At 34.9% G+C, this 20,022-nt stretch carries 13 protein-coding genes; 3 read left to right on the top strand and 10 right to left on the bottom strand.

Annotated features, from left to right (window positions below; all coding sequences use genetic code 11):
• Positions 1-26 precede the first annotated feature (26 nt).
• Positions 27-812, bottom strand: a complete 786-nt coding sequence (locus OLM58_RS16795) for a glycerophosphodiester phosphodiesterase family protein (protein WP_264529800.1) — start codon at positions 810-812, stop codon at positions 27-29.
• Positions 813-1,047: 235 nt separating this feature from the next.
• On the opposite strand from OLM58_RS16795, the gene OLM58_RS16790 reads away from it, so the two are divergent.
• Complete coding sequence (locus OLM58_RS16790; protein ID WP_264529799.1) at positions 1,048-1,380, top strand: hypothetical protein; 333 nt, start codon at positions 1,048-1,050, stop codon at positions 1,378-1,380.
• Between the two features lie 164 nt (positions 1,381-1,544).
• Here the strand turns inward: OLM58_RS16790 and bglX are convergent, their stop codons facing one another.
• From bglX to corA, 8 genes are all read right to left on the bottom strand, one after another.
• On the bottom strand, positions 1,545-3,845 hold the full coding sequence (bglX, locus tag OLM58_RS16785) for a beta-glucosidase BglX (protein ID WP_264529798.1): 2,301 nt from the start codon (positions 3,843-3,845) through the stop codon (positions 1,545-1,547).
• An 84-nt stretch (positions 3,846-3,929) separates the two neighbouring features.
• Positions 3,930-5,297 (bottom strand): glucoamylase family protein, encoded by a 1,368-nt coding sequence (locus tag OLM58_RS16780; RefSeq protein WP_264529797.1) that lies wholly within the window; start codon positions 5,295-5,297, stop codon positions 3,930-3,932.
• Between the two features lie 74 nt (positions 5,298-5,371).
• Positions 5,372-6,835 (bottom strand): RagB/SusD family nutrient uptake outer membrane protein, encoded by a 1,464-nt coding sequence (locus tag OLM58_RS16775; protein ID WP_264529796.1) that lies wholly within the window; start codon positions 6,833-6,835, stop codon positions 5,372-5,374.
• Between the two features lie 4 nt (positions 6,836-6,839).
• Positions 6,840-9,845 carry a SusC/RagA family TonB-linked outer membrane protein gene (locus OLM58_RS16770; RefSeq protein ID WP_264529795.1) on the bottom strand — a complete coding sequence of 1,002 codons (3,006 nt, stop codon included), beginning with the start codon at positions 9,843-9,845 and terminating at the stop codon, positions 6,840-6,842.
• A 244-nt stretch (positions 9,846-10,089) separates the two neighbouring features.
• The gene (locus tag OLM58_RS16765; protein WP_264529794.1) at positions 10,090-12,834 is read right to left on the bottom strand and encodes a LuxR C-terminal-related transcriptional regulator; all 2,745 of its coding nucleotides are present in this window, start codon (positions 12,832-12,834) and stop codon (positions 10,090-10,092) included.
• A 101-nt stretch (positions 12,835-12,935) separates the two neighbouring features.
• Positions 12,936-14,120 (bottom strand): acetate/propionate family kinase, encoded by a 1,185-nt coding sequence (locus OLM58_RS16760; protein ID WP_264529793.1) that lies wholly within the window; start codon positions 14,118-14,120, stop codon positions 12,936-12,938.
• 138 nt (positions 14,121-14,258) lie between these two features.
• Positions 14,259-16,352: a phosphate acetyltransferase gene (pta, locus tag OLM58_RS16755; protein ID WP_264529792.1), complete on the bottom strand. Its 2,094-nt coding sequence runs from the start codon at positions 16,350-16,352 to the stop codon at positions 14,259-14,261.
• 60 nt (positions 16,353-16,412) lie between these two features.
• Entirely contained in the window at positions 16,413-17,486 is a 1,074-nt protein-coding gene (gene corA / locus OLM58_RS16750) for a magnesium/cobalt transporter CorA (protein WP_264529791.1), read from the bottom strand.
• 146 nt (positions 17,487-17,632) lie between these two features.
• Here corA and OLM58_RS16745 point away from each other — a divergent pair, with 146 nt between their 5' ends.
• Positions 17,633-18,286, top strand: a complete 654-nt coding sequence (locus OLM58_RS16745; RefSeq protein ID WP_264529790.1) for a carboxypeptidase-like regulatory domain-containing protein — start codon at positions 17,633-17,635, stop codon at positions 18,284-18,286.
• A 597-nt stretch (positions 18,287-18,883) separates the two neighbouring features.
• Entirely contained in the window at positions 18,884-19,060 is a 177-nt protein-coding gene (locus OLM58_RS16740) for a histone H1 (RefSeq protein WP_264529789.1), read from the top strand.
• Between the two features lie 113 nt (positions 19,061-19,173).
• Here the strand turns inward: OLM58_RS16740 and OLM58_RS16735 are convergent, their stop codons facing one another.
• Positions 19,174-20,019 (bottom strand): hypothetical protein, encoded by an 846-nt coding sequence (locus OLM58_RS16735; protein WP_264529788.1) that lies wholly within the window; start codon positions 20,017-20,019, stop codon positions 19,174-19,176.
• Between the last annotated feature and the right edge of the window lie 3 nt (positions 20,020-20,022).

The raw sequence follows: 20,022 nt of genomic DNA, 5'->3' as shown, positions 1-20,022 counted from the left end.
AAAGAGAAAACACAGTTTCAATAGATCTATTTTTTCTGTTTTATCCTTTGTTCTAACAACTCCGGTTCATTGGTCGTGATATAATTGAATTTATGATCAATTATCCAGTCCATATCGGCCGTTTCGTTTACCGTCCAGGCATTTAAAACAACTTTATACTCTTTGGCTTCTTTGATCCATTCTGGATGCTTCTTAAATACTGAATAATGATAATCAACGCCGTTTATATGATCTGCTTTAACTTCTTTTGGAGATTTGTTTCCTTCGAGATACTGTAAACTTGCCCGGGAATCGACTTCTCTGATTTGTTTCAGAATTTCGTAATCAAAACTAATGTAGCAGGTATTTTTATCTGCTTTAAGCTTTTGAATTGTTTCTACGGTCCTCAATGCCGTTTTTCTTCCTCTTTCTTTACTTATTTCTGAAGGTTTTATTTCGCAGACCAAAAGTGTACGTTTATTATTTCGCTTACCTTCAGCAATATACTCGTACAAGGTTGGAAGCTTTTCTCCGTTTGAAAGTTTAAACTTTATAAGATCGGCATAATTTGTTTCCTCAATCAGCAATTTGTTGTAATGTGCATCATGATTGATTACAAGTGAATCATCGGCTGTTCTCCATACGTCAAACTCTGAACCGGGAAGTTTTAAGTCGATGGCATGTCTTAGAGCTGCTATAGAATTTTCAGGGAGATTGTTCTTTTTCCATGCTCCGCGATGTGCCACAATTGCATTTTCTTTCACACAGCAGGACTGAAAAGCAATTGTTATTGTTAAAAGTAATGATATCCGAAGTGCTTTAGTAGTATTCATTATTTTTATTTTATGGTTTAAAACCTATATCGTAAACTTCATTGACTGTCCTGATATCCAAAAGGACTATTGATTCATCTGCTTGGTAAGGTCGTAACTTCCTTTGTACATCTGATATTTTAAGTTTTGATTCGTGCAAACCAATACAATATTTCATTATTTGTAAGAAATAACTTGTTTTAATAGTGATTTTTACTTACTATTGTAGTATTATCAATCTAAAATTTTAAAAAACATGAAAGAACAAGAAAATTCAGGAACCTATCCTGTTAAAACTGATGACAACAATGGTGCAGCTATAAATGCCGTTTTTTCCAAATTAGTAAATACTACCCAATCAACATTTGACCCTCTGACCTATGATGGGAAAGACTATAACTTTATTTTTGATGGTGCTAAAAGATACCTACAGTTTGTCATGCAACTTCAAAATAGCGAAGGCCATACAATTCACATTACCTATAGATACAATTCCGATAGCGGACTATGGAATCAGGATGATAATCCAAAATACCCTGTGTACAATGATCAAGTTTATAATTCTAATAATGTGAATTTTATATCTTAATTTTAGAAATATGTTGAAAATAGCTGTATGATCGAAGGAAATAATTCAAAAAATCAGTCTCATTATGCCATTGACCATATAAATTGGAAATAGTGATAAATAGCTTTAAAAAAAGCCCTTCGCTAACCAATTACGAAGGGCTAATTACTAATCAATAAACCAACTTAATTAGTTAATACAAAACTAACTTTCTTCTCGGCATTTGAATTTCCACCAACGAAAACATCAAACTGTCCAGGTTCTGCCACAAATTGTAAAGCAGAGTTATAAAATTTTAAATCTTCAACAGTGATCTCGAATGTCACGGTTTGTTTTTCTCCTTTTTTAAGAGTTATTTTTTGGAAATTTTTAAGTTCTCTTACAGGTCTTGTAACTGATCCTACTACATCTCTGATGTACAATTGAACCGTTTCTTTTCCATCATAATTTCCTGTATTAGCCACATCTACCGTTACTTTTAGCTTTTCGCCTGAGTTCATTTTATCAGATGAAATTTTCAGGTTTGAATACTCAAAAGCGGTATAACTTAACCCAAAACCAAATGGAAACAATGGCTCGTTTCTTTCGTCAATATAATTGGATCTGAACTTTTCGAACTTCCCTTCTGTATTAACCAACGGTCTTCCTGTATTTTTGTGTGCATAGTAAATTGGCAGCTGACCAACACTTCTTGGGAAGGTTGATGTTAGTTTTCCTGAAGGATTTACATCTCCAAACAAAACATCAGCAATAGCATAACCCGCTTCTGTACCTGCGAACCAAACATTTAAAATAGCCGGAACGGTTTCGCTCTCTTCTTTAATTACTAACGGACGACCGTCAAACAATACTAAAACGACTGGTTTTCCTGTTTTTAGTAAGGCGTTTAATAAATCTTTTTGGGCCTGAGGAATTTCCAAATTTGTACGGCTGCTTGATTCACCGCTCATCTCTGCAGATTCTCCAAGTGCCGCAACAATTACGTCTGACTGATTGGCTACTTTTAAAGCTTCGGCCAGTAACTCTTCTTTCGAACGTCCGTCACGGTGTAAAGTTTTACCAAACATGGTAGCTTTAGTTTCAAACTCTTCATCGTAATCTAAGTTGCTTCCTTTGGCATATAAAACTTTTGTTGATGCTCCTGCCACTTCTTTGATTCCTGCCAAAAGTGAGATTGCATTTTCCATTCTTGTAGCTACACTCCAGGTTCCCGGCATGTTTTCTTTGGCATCTGCCAAGGGTCCGATTAAAGCAATTGTTCCTGATTTTTTAAGTGGTAACAATTGATTTTGGTTTTTTAACAACACCAATGATTGTGCTGCTGTCGAACGAGCTTCTTTTCTGCTGTTTGCAGTAAAAATTTCTGTTTTTGCTCTATTAGCATCACAATACTTATAAGGATCACTAAATAAGCCTAAATCGTATTTTGCTTCCAGAATAAGTTTAACAGCATTATCGATGGTCTCTATCGTTACTTTTTTCTCATCTAATGATTTTTTCAAAGTTCCTAAAAAACCTTCACCAACCATGTCCATTTCAACACCTGCATTTAACGAAAGCGCCGAAACAGCTTGTAAATCTCCCATTCCGTGCTCGATCATTTCAGGGATCCCGGTAAAATCGGTAACCACGAAACCTTTAAAGCCCCATTGTTTTCTTAAAACATCTGTCATCAGCCATTTGTTTCCTGTTGCAGGAATTCCGTCAATCTCGTTGAAAGAAGCCATTACAGAACCTACACCTGCGTCAACAGCAGCTTTGTATGGAGGAAAATAATCGTTGAACATTCGGATATGACTCATATCAACCGTGTTGTAATCACGACCTGCTTCCGGTGCTCCGTATAAAGCAAAGTGTTTTACACAGGCCATAATCGAATTGTTTTTAGAAAGATCGTTTTGCTGGTAACCGTTTACCATTGCTTTTGCAATCTGGCTTCCCAAATACGGATCTTCTCCTGAACCTTCAGAAACTCTTCCCCAACGCGGATCACGAGAAACATCGACCATTGGAGAGAATGTCCAGTTAATCCCATCTGCACTCGCTTCCTGCGCTGCAATTCTGGCACTTCTTTCAATAAGATTCATGTCCCAGGTACAAGATAATCCTAACGGAATCGGGAAAGTAGTTTCGTAACCGTGAATCACATCCATTCCGAAAATTAATGGAATTTTCAGACGACTTTTTTCCACGGCAATTCTTTGTACTTCTCTAATTTTTTGAACAGATTTAATATTGAACAAACCTCCAACTTTACCTTCAGCAATTTTTTTCGCCACATCAGAACTGTTTGCCTGTCCTGTAGTAATATCTCCGGAGGTTGGTAAATTAAGCTGCCCTAATTTTTCATCCAGTGTCATCTTTGACAATAACTCTGCTACAAACTCCGATTTTGGTTTTATTTTTACTGTATTCTTAGTGTTCTTTTTCTGAGCATACCCCAGAACAGCACATCCTAAAAACAGTAAGACTAATTTGTTCTTCATTCTACTATATTTATTTGTTTGTGTTCGTTTTTATTGGTTTAAATGTCCGGCCATAAAATGCTGGACTATCATAAGCTCCTGTTATTAGAATCCGTACTTTCCGGATTTAAAACCAAGCTTAACCAAACCTTGTTTTACTTCGGGAGCATTCATGAATAATTTCCAAAGCAAACCGGTACGATAATTTTCAATCATTACTACTTCAGGTCCCTGATCGATAGCCAGGTAACGTTTTGCAACCCAATTATTCTGCAGACTTAGCGCGTCATAAAACCCTGCCTCTCCAAAAGTTTCCTTTTTATGATTTTCGTATAAATTTCTAATTACAGCGATTGATTCTTTTGGTGTATAAACAATTGAACTAATAGCAGCCGTTGGAGAGATAACTCCTTTATCGTTGCTTGGCATATGAGCATCGTACCCAATAGATCCATCAGGATTTCTGGAATAAGATGCGGTTAAGCCCCAATAATCGGCTCCGTATCCTTTAAATTTCTCCGGGTTTTCAAGGCAATACTGATAATCAATTTTTACCTGATTGACATTCAGATCCCAATAGTTGGCATACTTATCTGTCAGTTGGTTCGGATCAAGTCCTACATACGAATAATGTGTCCAGAACAATGGTCCGCCAAATTCCTCGGCTCCATTGTGTTTTAGAATTAGAGGAATATTGTATTTTGTTTTAGAAGAAACGATTCCGCCGCTTCTCGCCCAGCCTTCGTGATATGCTTTTGCATCGATCGCATGTGTTGGTGAAGAGGCTGCCATGACATAGGTAATCAGACATTCGTTGTAGCCTTCAAGAGCAAAATTCATTTGCCAGTTGTAAGTTGGTGACCAGTGCCAGTACAAAACATTTTTATTATTAGTGTACCACTGCCAGTCTACTCCTTTCCAAAGTGCGTCGTATTTTTGAGCTACCGCTTTTTCTTTCTCCGAACCGTCTTTTAGATATTCGCGAACGGTAATCATTCCTGCAACCAAAAATGAAGTTTCGACTAAATCTCCACCATTATCTTTGGTTCCAAAAGGTTTTACTTTTCCTGTATTTCCATCTATCCAATGCGACCATGCTCCATGAAAACGATCAGCTTTGCCTAAAAAATCAGCAATTTTGTTCAGTCTTTCAACTCCTTTTTCTTTCGTTATATATCCTTGTGACATTCCGGAAACAATAGCCATCAATCCAAAACCGGAACCTCCTGTGGTTACAATATGGGCATCGTTTTCAGGGTAAATTCTATCCGGATGGTAACGCTCTCTGGCTAATCCTGAATTTGGCTCAGCATAATCCCAAAAATATTTAAACGTCTCTTTTTGAACCGTAGCTAAAAGCTGATCGTCTGTTAATTTTACTGCAGATGATGAAGCCTTTTCTGTTTCTTTTTTTTCTTGTGCATTACAGCCCAAAAAAGTAAAAGCTAATAGTAAAACTGAAATTTTAACCATTATATTTTTTTAATATCAGTGAATAAAAAACACTTCCTTCAAAAAAGGAGAAGGAAGTGGTTTTAAAAAATTATTTAGTAACCTCCCGGATTTTGTTGTGAAAGTCCACCCGCTTCTCTTAAGAATGTAGTAGGAATTGGAAATAATTCATGTTTACCAACAACGAACGTTTTTCCGTCGGCAGCCATAGCAGCCTGCGCTTGTCCTGTTCTTACAAGGTCAAACCATCTGTCATGTTCGAAAGCCATTTCTAATCTTCTTTCTTTCCAGATTGCTTTTCTAACATCGGTTTGAGAAGTAAAAGGAGTATCTCCTAAACCTGCTCTTTTACGAATCATATTCACTAAAGGAATTGCTGCTGATGTTTGTCCCAATTCATTCAAAGCTTCCGCCTTCATTAATAATACCTCAGCATATCTTAAATATCTAAGATTAGTATCTGTAAATTCCTGATTGTAGAAATCTGAAGAGTAAGCTTTGTAATTGTACATTGGATTGGCTACAGTAGCCGGTACCGGTCTTCCATCGTATAAAACTGAACCTCTGAAAATAATAGTTGCTGCTCTTCTTACGTCGCCTGCCTCATAGGCATCTGCCAGTCCCTGAGTAGGTGTATTGAAACCCCAACCCCATCCTCCTGCACCACGTGGTGCCTGAGAAACAGAATAGTTTCCAATTCCAAAACCAGGGCTTGAAGTTGAACCAATTCCATTAATTTCAAAAATAGATTCAGGACCAAATTCTCCTGCTTTTTTATATTGTAGCGCATAATCAGCTACTAAAGAATATCCTGTTACTTTATCACAATTGTCAATTACTTTTTGCCAATTTTTTTGATACAGATTTACCTTTGCTAATAGAGCATAAGCAGAGCCTTTAGAAACACGGCTTTTATCTTCTGCTGCATAAGCTGATTTATCCGGTAAATTTGTAATGGCATCATTTAAATCTTTTTCAATGAATGCATAGACTTCAGCCGGTGTTTTACGGGTTAATTGCATAATTCTGTCACCCTCTGAACCCGGAATTGGCAAATGATCAATAATTGGAACACCACCGTAACCTTTTACTAAAGTGAAATACATAAAAGCTCTGAAAAACTTAGCTTCTCCTTCTAATCTTACTTTTAAAGCAGGCGTCACCTTATCCAATTTTGGAAAAATAGCCAAGGCCTGATTACATCTGTTTATTCCGGCATAATGAGCATTCCAGGTAGACTGAAATGAAGGCGTTGAAGCATTATAGGTTAACGCATCGATAATGTCCTTATCTGCTCCGGTATCTCCAGGATCAGAACCTTTATCTGCATCATCAGAAATGATACTCGTAACGGCATTCCATCCAAAAGAAGACATATCCCATCCTAAAAACTGATTGTAAATTGCGGTTACAAAACCTGAAGCTCCTGCGTCGTTATTGACCAACTCTACATCTGTTGCCGGAATTGATTCTGTAGGGCTTACGTCTAAAAAATCATCTGCGCATCCTGAAAGAAATAATCCGGATAACACAAACATTGATATATATATTCTTTTCATGATATTAAAATTTTAAATTAGCACCGATAACAAATGATCTTAATGACGGATAAGCGTCTAACTCAACTCCCTGAGTACCTTCAACCAATTTACCATCACTAACGATATCAGGAGAAAACCCCGAGTACTTTTGGGTAATAAACGGATTAATTGCATTTATATAAATTCTGCAATAGTTAAAGAACATATCTTCTTTTAAAGATAGCTTGTATCCTAAGCTCATGTTATTGATTCTGAAGTAATCTGCTGATTCCAGGAAGAAAGTGGAAGCATAGGGAGTTTCATTAGAAGGTACCGGATTTGAAGCCGTTGTATTAGTTGGTGTCCAGAAATCACGAGCCACGGATGCTTCAATATTTTCACCTCCAAAACGCTGTGCTTTTTTTCCATTGTACACTTTTGCACCTCCAGTTCCGTAACCATCAACCGAAAAATCAAAGTTTTTATAATTTACTCCCAAAGTAATTCCATACATTGAAGTTGGTAAAACCGTTCCAACATATTTTTTATCGGTTCTTTCGTTTAATGCCGACTGAACCACTTTATCACCAGCAGCTGTATAGTATAACATTTTACCAGTTGTAGGGTCAAGTCCGGCATATTCATACATGTAAAAACTTCCTAAAGGCTGTCCTAATGAAGTTCTGTCTAATAATTTGGTATTTTGACCATTCCCCAAACTTCCTCCTACGATTGCAGCTATTTGGGCATTTTTAAGACTAGAAAGTTCATTTTTATTATGTGAATAATTTCCTCCTACCCAATAACTTAAATCATCGGTTATTTTATCATCCCAACGCAAAGAAATTTCATATCCTTTGTTTGATACTTCTCCGATATGGGAATAGGTTGAAACATTATATCCTGAAGTTGCATAAGGTATAACATTCAAAATGGTATTGGTCGTTTTCTTGTCATACAAATCAAAAGATCCTTTTAATCTGTTACTGAACAATTCAAAATCAAATCCTCCTGAAAGTTCTTCCACTATTTCCCATGTTAAATTAGGATCTACCTGCGAATTAATCGTTGTTCCTGAGCCAAGTCCGGGAACATCAACTCCTGAAGTAAAAACCTGTTTATTTAATGGAACATTCTGATTTCCTAATCTCCCCCATGATCCTCTTAGTTTTAATAAATTAAGGGATTCAATGTTACTTAAAAAACTTTCTTTTGATACAATCCAACCTAAACCAACTGATGGGAATGTTCCCCAACGTTTGTCTTCAGCAAATTGAGACGATCCGTCACGTCTAACCGTACCTGTAATTAAATATCGGTCCATTAATTTATACTGAAAACGGGCAAAATAAGACGCTAATCTTCTCTGATTCAACGCTTCGTCTTTATAACCTGTTACGGAACTTGCAACATTAATATCTTTTAAAGACCAGTAGTTTGAATTTGGATTTACGTTTTTTCTGTCAATCGTTAATTTTTCTCTCGTTCCCTGTACGTTGGCCTCAATACCGGCTGTAACTTCAACATCATGAATTTGAGCAAAAACCTTGTTAAAAGTCAAATAATTAGATAAATTCCAGTTGAAATACTGATCTCTGCCTCTTGTTAAAGTATTTGTATTTAAACTTTTAGTATCGTAAGCTGATACTACTCTACTAGGATCCGCAGCCAGCCAAAGAGCCACGTTATCTACATAATTATATTGTTTGTAAGTAAAAAACTCTCCATTAAACTGAGAAGTAAATTTTAAGGACTTGAAAATGTCATAATCCAGTTTCAATCCTCCTTGCAGAATAACCGTTTCTTGTTTTTCGTTTGTATAATCCAATTGAGATACAGGATTTCCAACATTATTGAAAGATGCACCGGTTTCAGCAACCACTCCATTTGAAACAAACGGTACTCCATATTTTCCACTAGGATAACGAACAGGAACAAGAGGAGATTGTCTGTAAGCATTGGTAAAAGCGCTTAAAGGCATTGGAGTATTTTTTATGGTACTCACACTCATATTCTGACTTATTCTAACTTTATCTGAAACTTTAAATTCATTATTGTTTCGAATTGTAGTTCTACCATAATCAGATCGGTTCAAAATTCCTTTTTCTTCGTAATTTCCAACACTAAAAAAGTATTTTACATTATCTGAAGATCCTGAAATGGCAATATTGTTTTGCGTATAGGATCCCGTTCTTGTGATTTCATCAAGCCAATCGGTATTGTAAGGCTGGTTAGCTGAAAATCTTCCTTGTGGAAAATCTTTAATGTAAGCGGCATTACTATAGCGAACATATTCGTCGCTATTTGCCATTCTAACCTTTTTCAAAGGAGTTCTGATTCCGGCAAAGCTTTCTACATCTACTGTAAGCTTTCCTTTTCCGGATTTTGTGGTGATCATAATTACACCATTTGCACCTCTTGTACCATAAATAGCTAAGGAAGAAGCATCTTTTAAAATCTCGTATGAGGTAATATCATTTGCATTAATGTTATTGATATTCTCCGTTGGCATACCATCTACTACATACAAAGGATTTTTTCCTCCAATAGCACTACCGGCACCTCTAATGATTACCGAAGGCGTACTTCCGGGTGCATCTGAAGCAGATACCTGAACCCCTGCTGCCTTACCTTGTATGGCCTGAGAAGCATTTAGCACCTTCATTTTTGTAATCTCTTCAGATTTAATAGAGCTTATCGCTGAAGTATTATCAATTTTCTTTCTTGTTCCGTATCCAATTACAACTACATCTTTTAATACAGTATCACCTGCTTCTTTTAAAGTAATAGTCATTGGTGCGGAAGTTGCTGCCACAGAAACAGGCTCAAAGCCCAACATCGAGATTTTTAGTATCTCCCCCACCTTGGCATTTATGGCAAAATTTCCGTCGAAATCAGCATCAGCAGAAACTCGTGAGTTTGAAGCAGCAATAATTGCTCCGGGAACTCCCATTCCATTACTGTCTACTACTTTTCCTTTAATTGCTTGTCCAGACATATAAGCCGGCAATAGCAAAAGCGCTAAAAAGCTAAAAATAAAATTTTTCATACAGTTCGTAATCGTTTAAGTTAGTAGAGCCAAATTAAACAATTACAACGTTGTAGTACATCAAATACCACTACTACATAGCTACATCATTATGTTAAAAATAGAATATAAAAGTTTAAATTTCAGCATATTAAATGTTAATTTTATTTTATTAACATAACGTTATGATGTAGTAATGATGTATTAGAATTATACAATAAAAGAAGTAGAAAAATATAAGATATTTAAAAAAATAATCTCAATCTTACAGACTTAATAAAAACTTTGAGAGGTTTTCATCCTGAGTAAGCCCTAATTTCTTTCTCAAACGATATCTGTGCAATTCTACACCTCTAAAAGAAATGTTCATCATAGGGGCAATTTCCTTGGAAGAAAGATTCATTTTGAGGTAAACACACAATTTTATATCCTTAGGAGTTAAGTTTGGGAACTTTTTAGAAAGGTTAATGATAAATTCATTGTGAATCTGGTTCAGATTGGTTTCAAAAATCTCCCATTCGTGTTTGTTCACCTCATTGATTTTAATTGCTTTTTTGATTTCACTTTTCAATTTATTGAAGTCCTTTTCAGAATTCAAAATGTTCTGAATGTTATCGATCATTTCACTTTGCTTGGCAATAGACAATGATTTTCCGGCAACTTCTGAGGATTTTGTTTGCAGTTCCAGTTCAAGAATGTGTTTTTCATATTCCTGAACATTCAATTCATTCTCTGCTTTCAGTTCCATTTCCAGAATTTCACGCTGATGTTTTAACTCTTCAGCTTGTAGCTTCAATTTTTGCATATAGCGTAGTTTGTTCCATTTGTAATATAAAAACAAAACCGCTCCTACCACAAGCAGATACAGTAAAATCATCCAAAATGAAAAATACCAGGGTTCTGCCACTTTAAAATCAAAGTCTGCTACCTCTTCGTAACTCGCACCATCATGTTTGTAAACCACTATAGAATGTGACCCACTGCTTAAATTGTTCAATACGATCAATCCGTCTGAAATTGGCAGAAAATCACTGTTTTTATTGACTTTATAAAACAAATTAGGCTTACTTGCCCCGTAAATTCCCGAAATAACATTTATTCTTATCTCAGTGTTGTATTTGATCTTATCCTCATTTGATATAAGATTTCCATCATTAAAAGCTTCTATCTTAACATGCGCATTTTGCTTGTTTTCATAAGTGAGCTGAAGCGATATAAATCCATCATCAAGATTGAGTAAATAGTGGTTCTGAGTTTTAAAAATCCTCAAATTATCATTGATCAGGGTACCTTTATAATATTTCTCCTGAATAATGTTCCAAATGAATTTATTACCCTTCGCATATATATGATACAAAATTCCATTCTGAAGCACCACAAAATGATCTTCATCAATTGAAACGACATCACTTATATTCTTAAAATTAGAATTAAACAGCTCATTTTCTTCAAGACTGCCGCTAATCGAATTATAGGTGTACCAAACATTATTGATGAGGAAAAGAATTTCATTTCTAAATTCAAAAATCTTTACACCAAAATCATTCTTAATTTTACTCTGCTGTGTTATATTTTCAACTTTTTTAGTCTTATAGTTATCATCGTACAATACACGATACAATCCACGGTAATTATCTGCAGCCCAGATTTCATTTTTCTGATTCTGAGCAACATACTTTATAGGTTTTGAAAGATCATTAATAACTTTGTTCTCAGTAGGTACCGCAATATCATTATAAGCCACAACACCGCTGTAAGTCGATTGAAAATAAGTATTATTGATACTGCTTTTTGTCAAGTTCCATCCTCCGCTTCTGTTATTGATTTTAACCAGTGAACCATTTTCGTAACAAAAAGTTCCATCATTATGACCTATAATATACTTGGTACCAATTTTACTAATATTCCAGGCCTGCCCCTGTGTGTTGGGCAACATATTAAACTTACCGGACACAAACTCGAAAACTCCGTGATTTGAAGCAATCAGATATCCCTTATCGATAGCTGCGACAGAATAAACAGAACCGAGAAGTCCTGAATTATCATAAAAGAAAGAGATCGGAGAGTTAATTTCGACATGCGTAATACCATTATCCAGACCAAGCCATAAATCGTTCTCTTTATCGAAACCGATGCTTAATACCGAATTATTCATTAAAACATTATTCCGATTGATGTTTTTATAGGTATCCGTTTGGAAGTCGTAGATAAATACACCTCTGTTCCCGGTTCCTACTACCAGTTTATTACCTTTAATAAACTTAGCAACATTTATCGTTGCTGATTTTAAAACGTCATTCAACGGATTATTCCAGGGTCTTAAACCTCCTTTTTCCACAATAAAAATTCCTTTCTTCTGTGTAAAAATAAACGTCTCTTTCTTGTACTTTTCAATAGCGTGAACTACGGTCTTTTTTAAAACATTCCAACCTTTTGGATTGGCTATTTTTGAACCGTCCATTCGGAAAAGACCTTTTGCAACTGAAGCAACATAGACATCATTATCCACTACAAAGCAATAGGATATTAGAAAAGGGAATTTGATTTTCTTAATGTGTTTTCCATCATAAATAAAAACATCATTAAAAGACTGGAAATAAACGGAACCTTTAAACCTGAAAATTTTCCAAATCTCTTCATTGTCCTTTTCGTCAAACAAACGCAGTTTTTTAGTGATGGAAACGTAATGCATCTTTCCGTCTTTTCGGTACCAGTAACCAAACTCTTTATACGAGCCTGAATAGATCTTATCGCCTTCGATCATGATCGAACGAATGATCGTTTTATTAGGTAATGTATACTTTTCCCAGATGACCCCATCATAACGCAATAAATAGTGATTATTGGCAAAATACATGGCATCATCATTGCCCTGAACCACATTCCAAATTTGATTGTCACCTTGGTAATCAGATTTATTATAATTTTCTACAAATGGAAGTAATTCTTGTGCCTGGATTTGAAAAGCAATGAAAAAGAAGAATATAAATTTAGGAAGTATCGATTTCAAAATATTCGGTTTTATCTTCAAAGATACTGACAAATATTGAATCTGATGGCATAAAAAAAGCTCCTCAACAGAGAAGCTTTCCATATAATAGTAAGTCTATTCTAGCTTTGAAGCAGCTGATAAACCTGATGAGCAATTTCGTATTCTTCATCTGTCGGCACCACCAAAATTTTTGCTTTTGAATTTGGTACGTTAATCTCTCTGATTTCTTTTGAGCGAATCTGATTCTTTTCATCGTCCAGTTCAATTCCAAAATAATCCATATTGGTACAAACCAGCTTGCGCATATAAGAGGAGTTCTCTCCAATTCCCGCAGTGAAAATAATTGCATCCAAACCGTTTAGAGCTGCGGCGTACGAACCAATTGTTTTTTGAATTCTGTAGGCGTTCATTAACAGTGCCAATTGACAGTCTTTATTTCCTTTTTCAGCTTCTGCTTCAATATCGCGCAAATCGCTGTAGCCTGTAAGCCCAAGCATCCCGCTTTGTTTCAATAAAATCGAGTTTACTTCATCAGCCGAATATCCAAGATTCTTAACCATATAAAAAATAACCGACTGATCAATATCTCCTGAACGAGTTCCCATGATAAGACCGTTTGAAGGAGAAAATCCCATGGTATGATCGATACTTTTCCCGTCTTTAACAGCGGTCATACTACAGCCATTTCCTAAGTGAATGGTGATTATTTTAGAATTCTTTTCTAAATAATCAATTGCTTTTGCAGAAACGTATTTGTGACTGGTTCCGTGAAAACCATAAACACGCACTTTATGCTCTGTTAAAAGGTAATTTGGAATAGCGTACTTATAAGCTACTTCAGGCATCGTTTGATGGAATGCAGTATCAAAAACTGCAATTTGCTCCGCATCACTAAAGATTTCTTCCGCAACATTAATACCCTCCAAATTAGCTGGATTGTGCAGTGGAGCCAGTTCAAACAGTTCTTTGATTTTTAATTTTACCGCTTCATCAATTTTCACTGTATCGCTGAAGGCACTTCCTCCGTGTACCACGCGATGACCCACCGCCGCAATTTCTGAAGTTGATTTAATCACTCCCTTTTCGGCATCTAAAAGCAAATTGGCTACTTTTTGTAAACCAACTTTATGATTTGCAATTGGAAACGTTTCTTCGATTGTTCCGGATGCCGTTTTAAAGATCACATTCGAAGTTTCCAATCCAATTCTGTCAATCATACCGGTACAAATTACCTCATTTGTAGGCATAACCATTAATTGATATTTGATTGAGGAACTTCCTGAGTTTATGATAAGTATTTTCATTTTTTTTAAGATTCTAAGAGACTGAGTCTCTAAGTTTTTTACTGTTTTTAGCTTTAATGCCACCCTGAGCGAAGTCGAAGGCTGGGCAAACAAAGAAGACTTCGACTCCGCTCAGCCTGACTTACGTTTTTTAATTGATTAAAGTCCTTGCGCCTGAATAGCCGTGATTACTACGGTGTTAATAATATCATCTACGGTACAGCCACGGCTCAAATCGTTTACCGGTTTGTTTAACCCTTGTAACATTGGGCCGATAGCCAAAGCACCGGTTTCACGCTGAACTGCTTTATAGGTATTGTTTCCTGTATTTAAATCCGGGAAAATAAGCACACTCGCCTGCCCTGCCACTTCAGAATCCGGCATTTTACTTTTTCCGACAGCACGATCTACGGCGGCATCGTATTGAATAGGTCCTTCAATTTTTAAATCAGGACGTTTTTGTTTTACGATTTCGGTTGCGGTTCTTACTTTATCTACTTCATCTCCTTTTCCAGAAGAACCGGAAGAATAAGAAAGCATGGCTATTTTAGGCTCTATTCCAAAAGCTGAGCTTGATTCTGCCGATGAAATAGCGATTTCTGCCAATTGTTCTGCTGTTGGGTTTGGATTAATGGCACAGTCTCCAAAAACAGAAACTCTGTCTTCTAAACACATAAAAAACACAGACGAAACTACTGATGAATTGGGCTTGGTTTTAATGAATTGTAAAGCGGGTAAAATAGTATGCTGCGTGGTATGAGCAGCACCTGAAACCATTCCGTCAGCATGTCCCTTATACACCATCATCGTTCCAAAATAAGAAACGTCTTCCATTAAATCTCTTGCGGTAGTAATGCTGATATTCTTGGCTTTACGAAGTTCATAATAAGTGTTGGCATAATCTTCATAAAGTTCTGATTCTATCGGATTGATGATCTTGATTTTAGAAAAATCCAATGTAATTCCAAGCTCATTTACCTTAGCTTCAATTTGTTTTTTATCTCCAATGATTGTAATGTCGACCACATCCATCGCTAACAATCTCGAAGCGGCGATGATAATTCTCTCATCGTTCCCTTCGGGTAAAACAATATGTTTTCGGTGCTGTCTGGCTCTCTTAACCATGTTGTACTGAAACATTTTTGGTGTCATTCCTTCTGCTTCAAAAGTGATTAGCCTTTCAGATAAATCATCCATAGCAACATACTTTTCGAAGGTACTGATCGAAGTTTCTATTTTATGGGTATTGTTGGCGTAAATTTCTGATCTGATGGATCCAATTTTGTTCGTGATACCATAAGTTCCGCCATCAACGGCTATAATAGGTACGATAGAAGAAAGACCTTCAATAAGTTTTAAAATACTTTCTTCAGGAACGATATTTCCGGTTAGAATAATTCCGGATATTGTTGGATAATTGGCCGATTCGTTGGCTTGTAAAGCTCCCAGGATAATATCCGAACGATCTCCGGGAGTAATCACCAGTGCATTATCATGCAAATGAACCAGATAGTTGTGTAATTGCATTGCTCCAACACTAAAATGTCCAATTTCATTGTTCAGATAAGCACCTCCAAACAGTACTTTGGCATCTAACTGATTGACTATTTCCTGCATCGTTGGATTGTTCAAACTTGAAATCAGCGGAATGGTATTGATAAGCACGTTCGCCGGCAAACTTTTCTGCAATCCTTGTGTCACCAATTCTATATTTTCGGGCTGTACTTTATTGGCAATGACCGATAAAACCTCAACTTCTTTCACTTTAAAGGAATCATAAACCAAATACAAACTGTCTACTAATTCTTCTAAAGTTTTACCAACTCCGGATCCGATAATAATAGTAGGAATCCCAAGGTTTTTGGCGATCAAAACATTCAAATCGAGTTCGATTGAAGTTCCTTCTCCGGTAAAGCTTGTTCCTTCTACCAGGACAAAATCAAAACGTTCTTCAAGCTTCTTGTATTTCTCAATAATCAAATCGAGAACTTCTCCTATTTTCCCTTTATTCTTTTTCTTGATTAGTTTGCTTTTGGTGATCGCAAAGGCATCTTCAAATTTAATATCCAGATTAAAATGTGACAGTACTGTTTCAATATGATTGTCTAACTCGCCATCCACAAAATCTTCCACTATAGGCCTGAAATAACCTACTTTAGCTGTTTTTCCAATTAAAATACTCATCAAACCAAGTGTCACAATTGATTTTCCGCTGTTTTGATCGCTCGTAGCTATATATATTGCTTTACTCATAATTTATGTATTAACTCAACAAATGTCGTATATAATCTATTTTTTAAAGATAAATAAACGTTAAAACCAACGTCTTTTTTTAAAATAAATAATTAAGGCTATAACCAATAAAAACATGCTCGTCATCACAATGAAATAGCCGTTTCTTTCCTTTAATTCCGGCATATATTCAAAATTCATCCCGTATACTCCAACAATAAAAGTGAGCGGAATAAATATCGCTGAAATGATGGTCAGTGTTTTCATAATCTCATTCATTTTTCGGCTTTGCTCCGAAAAATAGAAATTGGAAGCACTTTCTAAAGAACTCATGTCAGACTCAATCTGCTCCAGAAGTTCTAAACTTTTCTGATGCAGTCTAATGAAAAAATTAAAAGTCTCTTTCTGAATGAGGCCATTGTTTTCGTCATCATCTTTAATGGTCTTCAAATAATAAAGTGAATCACGGAGCGGGGTGATGGAACGTTTTAAAAAATTAAAATTATCACGATGATTTTCAATTTTTTCCAAAATAATCGGATCTGCACCTTTTTTGGTTAAATCTATAAGTTCTTCGATATTATCTTCTTCATCTTCGATCGTAATATAAAAGTTTTCCATCACGGCATCAAGCAAAAGATAAAGCAGATAATCGACCTTTTTAGTTCTTACGATTCCGGCATGGGTGCGCAGACGTTCACGTACATGTGTAAAGAAATCACTTCTTTTTTCCTGAAAAGAAATTAGTAATCCGTCTTTTAAAATAAAACTGAGTTGTTCGACCTTAAGACCGTCTGAATACTCTGAAGGCAACAACGATTTTATATTGAAAAACAAAATATCCTTTTGCTCCTCCAACTTGGTTCTTTTGGTCGTATTTAAAATATCAGCCAGTAAAAAATCATCTACTTTAAAATGATCTCCGATTGTTTTGATAAGGCCGATATCATTTAATCCGTGAATATTCAGCCAATTATTTTTAGTATAATCAAAACATGAATTTATGGCCAAAACCGTAAATTTTTCATATTCAATAATATCAGTATCATTATAAACAAAAAGCTGCATTTCTGTTTCATGACTTTTATGCGTGCCCGTGTACTCCAGACTTGTATGCTGCAACTTTCTGCCTTTCTTGTATTTTATCTTTCTCATTCAAAAATGATTTACAAAGTAATATTACAAAAAAGTTTCCGAATGGGAAATGACAATTGTCATTTTGATCAGAAGACAATGTTACGATATTCAAAATAATAATTACTTTTATAAACAGCAATCTGCCTATAAAATATAAAGCCAAAATGACCCGAAAAATAACCATTTCAATACCAGAACCTTGTCATGAAAATTGGCATGAAATGTCTCCAACTGAAAAAGGTAAGTTCTGCGGCAACTGTCAAAAAAATGTAATTGATTTTACAAAATCTTCTGACAGAGAAATTCTTCTTGCTTATAATAAAAATGAAAATTTATGCGGTAGATTCATCGTATCGCAATTGGACAGGAATATGATTGTTCCCAAAGAAAAAAAATCTGTGTGGATGATCACAGCAGCATCAATAATTGCATTTTTAGGATTAGGAAATCAAACAATCAAAGCACAAGAAAAATCAAAAACAGAACAAACAGAACAAACAGACCATAAGCGACTTAAAGACAGTATAAAGTCAAAATCTAAAAAAGATTTTATAGTCTATACAGGAACTTTATATGATTCGCAAGATAATCCATTACCTGAGGTTAATGTTAAAATAAAGCGAACTAAAGTTGAGACCAAAACTAATTTTGACGGAGAATTTACAATAAAAGCAAAAAAAGGGGACGTTTTAATATTCCAACATGAAAATTTCTTAACCACCGAATTTAAGCTTCAAAATGATTTTAAAATTAAACCAAAAATGAGAGATTATTTTCTTACCGGAGATGTGGTTGTGACAAAAACAGAAGATGATTAAATCTAATTTTACTAAATATAATCCATAAAAAAACCGGATCATTTCTGACCCGGTTTTCATTATTGTTTAAAGAAGAATTATTTTACTTCTTCAAAAATAACAACATCTGATTATCAATGTATTACATTTTAATGGTACAAATATGGAACAAAGTAATTATTTTATTTTACAAAATAACATATTTCCTTTCTAAAAATCAATCTTTTTAAACTTTATTAGACAGGCTTAGTTTGTGAATAAACTAAGTTTTTTAATTAAAAAATCCTCCTTGATCATTAAAAAGGAAACTATATCTCCCCTTTTTATCTTTTCTAAAATCTTACTATTATATTCATTATACTCTATCAGCGTAAAACATAGTCATGCAATAACTAAGGATTGATCATTTAAGTATAGCCAATAAGGATTCCAAATTATATATATCTAGCACGATATGGGAATTATTTGACTTTAAAAGGATCTGAAACAAAATAATTGTATAATAATTGGGAGAGATAATTGATTTAATCAAGAATCTCCGCTAAAAACTAATAAAATTATTTGTGTATATAACAGTTAAACCTTTATTTTTACCTACTAAATTTAATAACATATCAAATGAAAGATTTAGTAGCAAAGATTAATGCAGAAATTGAAAATTTTAAAACAGAATCAGATTCACTAATTGAAAAAGGTGTTAAAGCCGCTGGAGCAAGAGCTCGTAAATCAACTTTAGAAATTGAGAAACTTTTAAAAGAGTTTAGAAAAATTTCTATTGAAGAATCTAAAAAATAAATTCTTACTTACTTGTACTTAATTAGCCTTTCAGAATCCGAAAGGCTTTTCTATTAATAATTATACGCATTTAAACCTAAAAACAATTTATTTTTATGTTGGCTAAACCAAAATTAGGTAATTGAATATGCTTTTTTCATAAATGCTTTGTCCTTTTCTGAAAGTACAGTATTCCAAGCGAAACTCGTACCGTCAAGTGTAAGATCTGCAGATATTGGATAAAGCATAATGGAATCTTTATCAAATTCTGAGTTTGTAATCTCAGAATAGCTATATTTTCCAAAAATGTTATGTCTTACTGTTGCTTCATCCCAACCACCTTTAGCGAATGCTTTTATTGTAGCAGGTTCATTCCATTGAATCGCTGAAACTGGAGACTGATGTTCGTGAATACAACCTAAAGCATGGCCAAACTCGTGTAAAACCGGCCTTCTAATTTCTTCTATATTCATTGCTGCACCTATTCCTAAATACATTGTAGTTCCTTCTTCATTAGAAATGCGCAAGGCATCTTTACCAATCTGTGACGAGTGTATAGAATCAGAATTTATCTCAATTATTATTTCTACAGGAAGTACATTAACAAACCTAAATTTAATACCGGAATATGGTGTCCATTCATTTGCATATTCCTCAATAAGTGGATTTATATTTTCGTCAAAATAATGAGGTTTTATGTACACTTTTAACTCTTCTTTTTTTTCCCACATATTTTTTTTTATTAGAGCCAATTCAAATAAATTTTGACTATTCTGCGAGTTCATCATTTGAATTAATGTCGGATCTTTATCTATGATTGCTCGTTTCATTATTTCATAACCATCTGTAGTAATTAAATTCTTTCCTAAAGAAGATTCTGTTATAATATCTAAACGTTCCAAATTTTGAAGATTATTTTTCCAAAATTCGTTTATCACCTCTAATCGACTAGTGTCAATTGTTAAACAGATTCCACACATATT

It is taken from the genome of Flavobacterium sp. N502540 (assembly GCF_025947365.1).
Lineage (GTDB): Bacteria > Bacteroidota > Bacteroidia > Flavobacteriales > Flavobacteriaceae > Flavobacterium.
This window is presented reverse-complemented; position numbering and strand designations above follow the sequence as displayed.

Coding starts and splice junctions, on each gene's coding strand:
- OLM58_RS16795 (WP_264529800.1), bottom strand. CDS start 812: ATGAATACTACTAAAGCACTTCGGATATCATTACTTTTAACAATAACA.
- OLM58_RS16790 (WP_264529799.1), top strand. CDS start 1,048: ATGAAAGAACAAGAAAATTCAGGAACCTATCCTGTTAAAACTGATGAC.
- bglX (WP_264529798.1), bottom strand. CDS start 3,845: ATGAAGAACAAATTAGTCTTACTGTTTTTAGGATGTGCTGTTCTGGGG.
- OLM58_RS16780 (WP_264529797.1), bottom strand. CDS start 5,297: ATGGTTAAAATTTCAGTTTTACTATTAGCTTTTACTTTTTTGGGCTGT.
- OLM58_RS16775 (WP_264529796.1), bottom strand. CDS start 6,835: ATGAAAAGAATATATATATCAATGTTTGTGTTATCCGGATTATTTCTT.
- OLM58_RS16770 (WP_264529795.1), bottom strand. CDS start 9,845: ATGAAAAATTTTATTTTTAGCTTTTTAGCGCTTTTGCTATTGCCGGCT.
- OLM58_RS16760 (WP_264529793.1), bottom strand. CDS start 14,120: ATGAAAATACTTATCATAAACTCAGGAAGTTCCTCAATCAAATATCAA.
- pta (WP_264529792.1), bottom strand. CDS start 16,352: ATGAGTAAAGCAATATATATAGCTACGAGCGATCAAAACAGCGGAAAA.
- corA (WP_264529791.1), bottom strand. CDS start 17,486: ATGAGAAAGATAAAATACAAGAAAGGCAGAAAGTTGCAGCATACAAGT.
- OLM58_RS16745 (WP_264529790.1), top strand. CDS start 17,633: ATGACCCGAAAAATAACCATTTCAATACCAGAACCTTGTCATGAAAAT.
- OLM58_RS16740 (WP_264529789.1), top strand. CDS start 18,884: ATGAAAGATTTAGTAGCAAAGATTAATGCAGAAATTGAAAATTTTAAA.
- OLM58_RS16735 (WP_264529788.1), bottom strand. CDS start 20,019: ATGTGTGGAATCTGTTTAACAATTGACACTAGTCGATTAGAGGTGATA.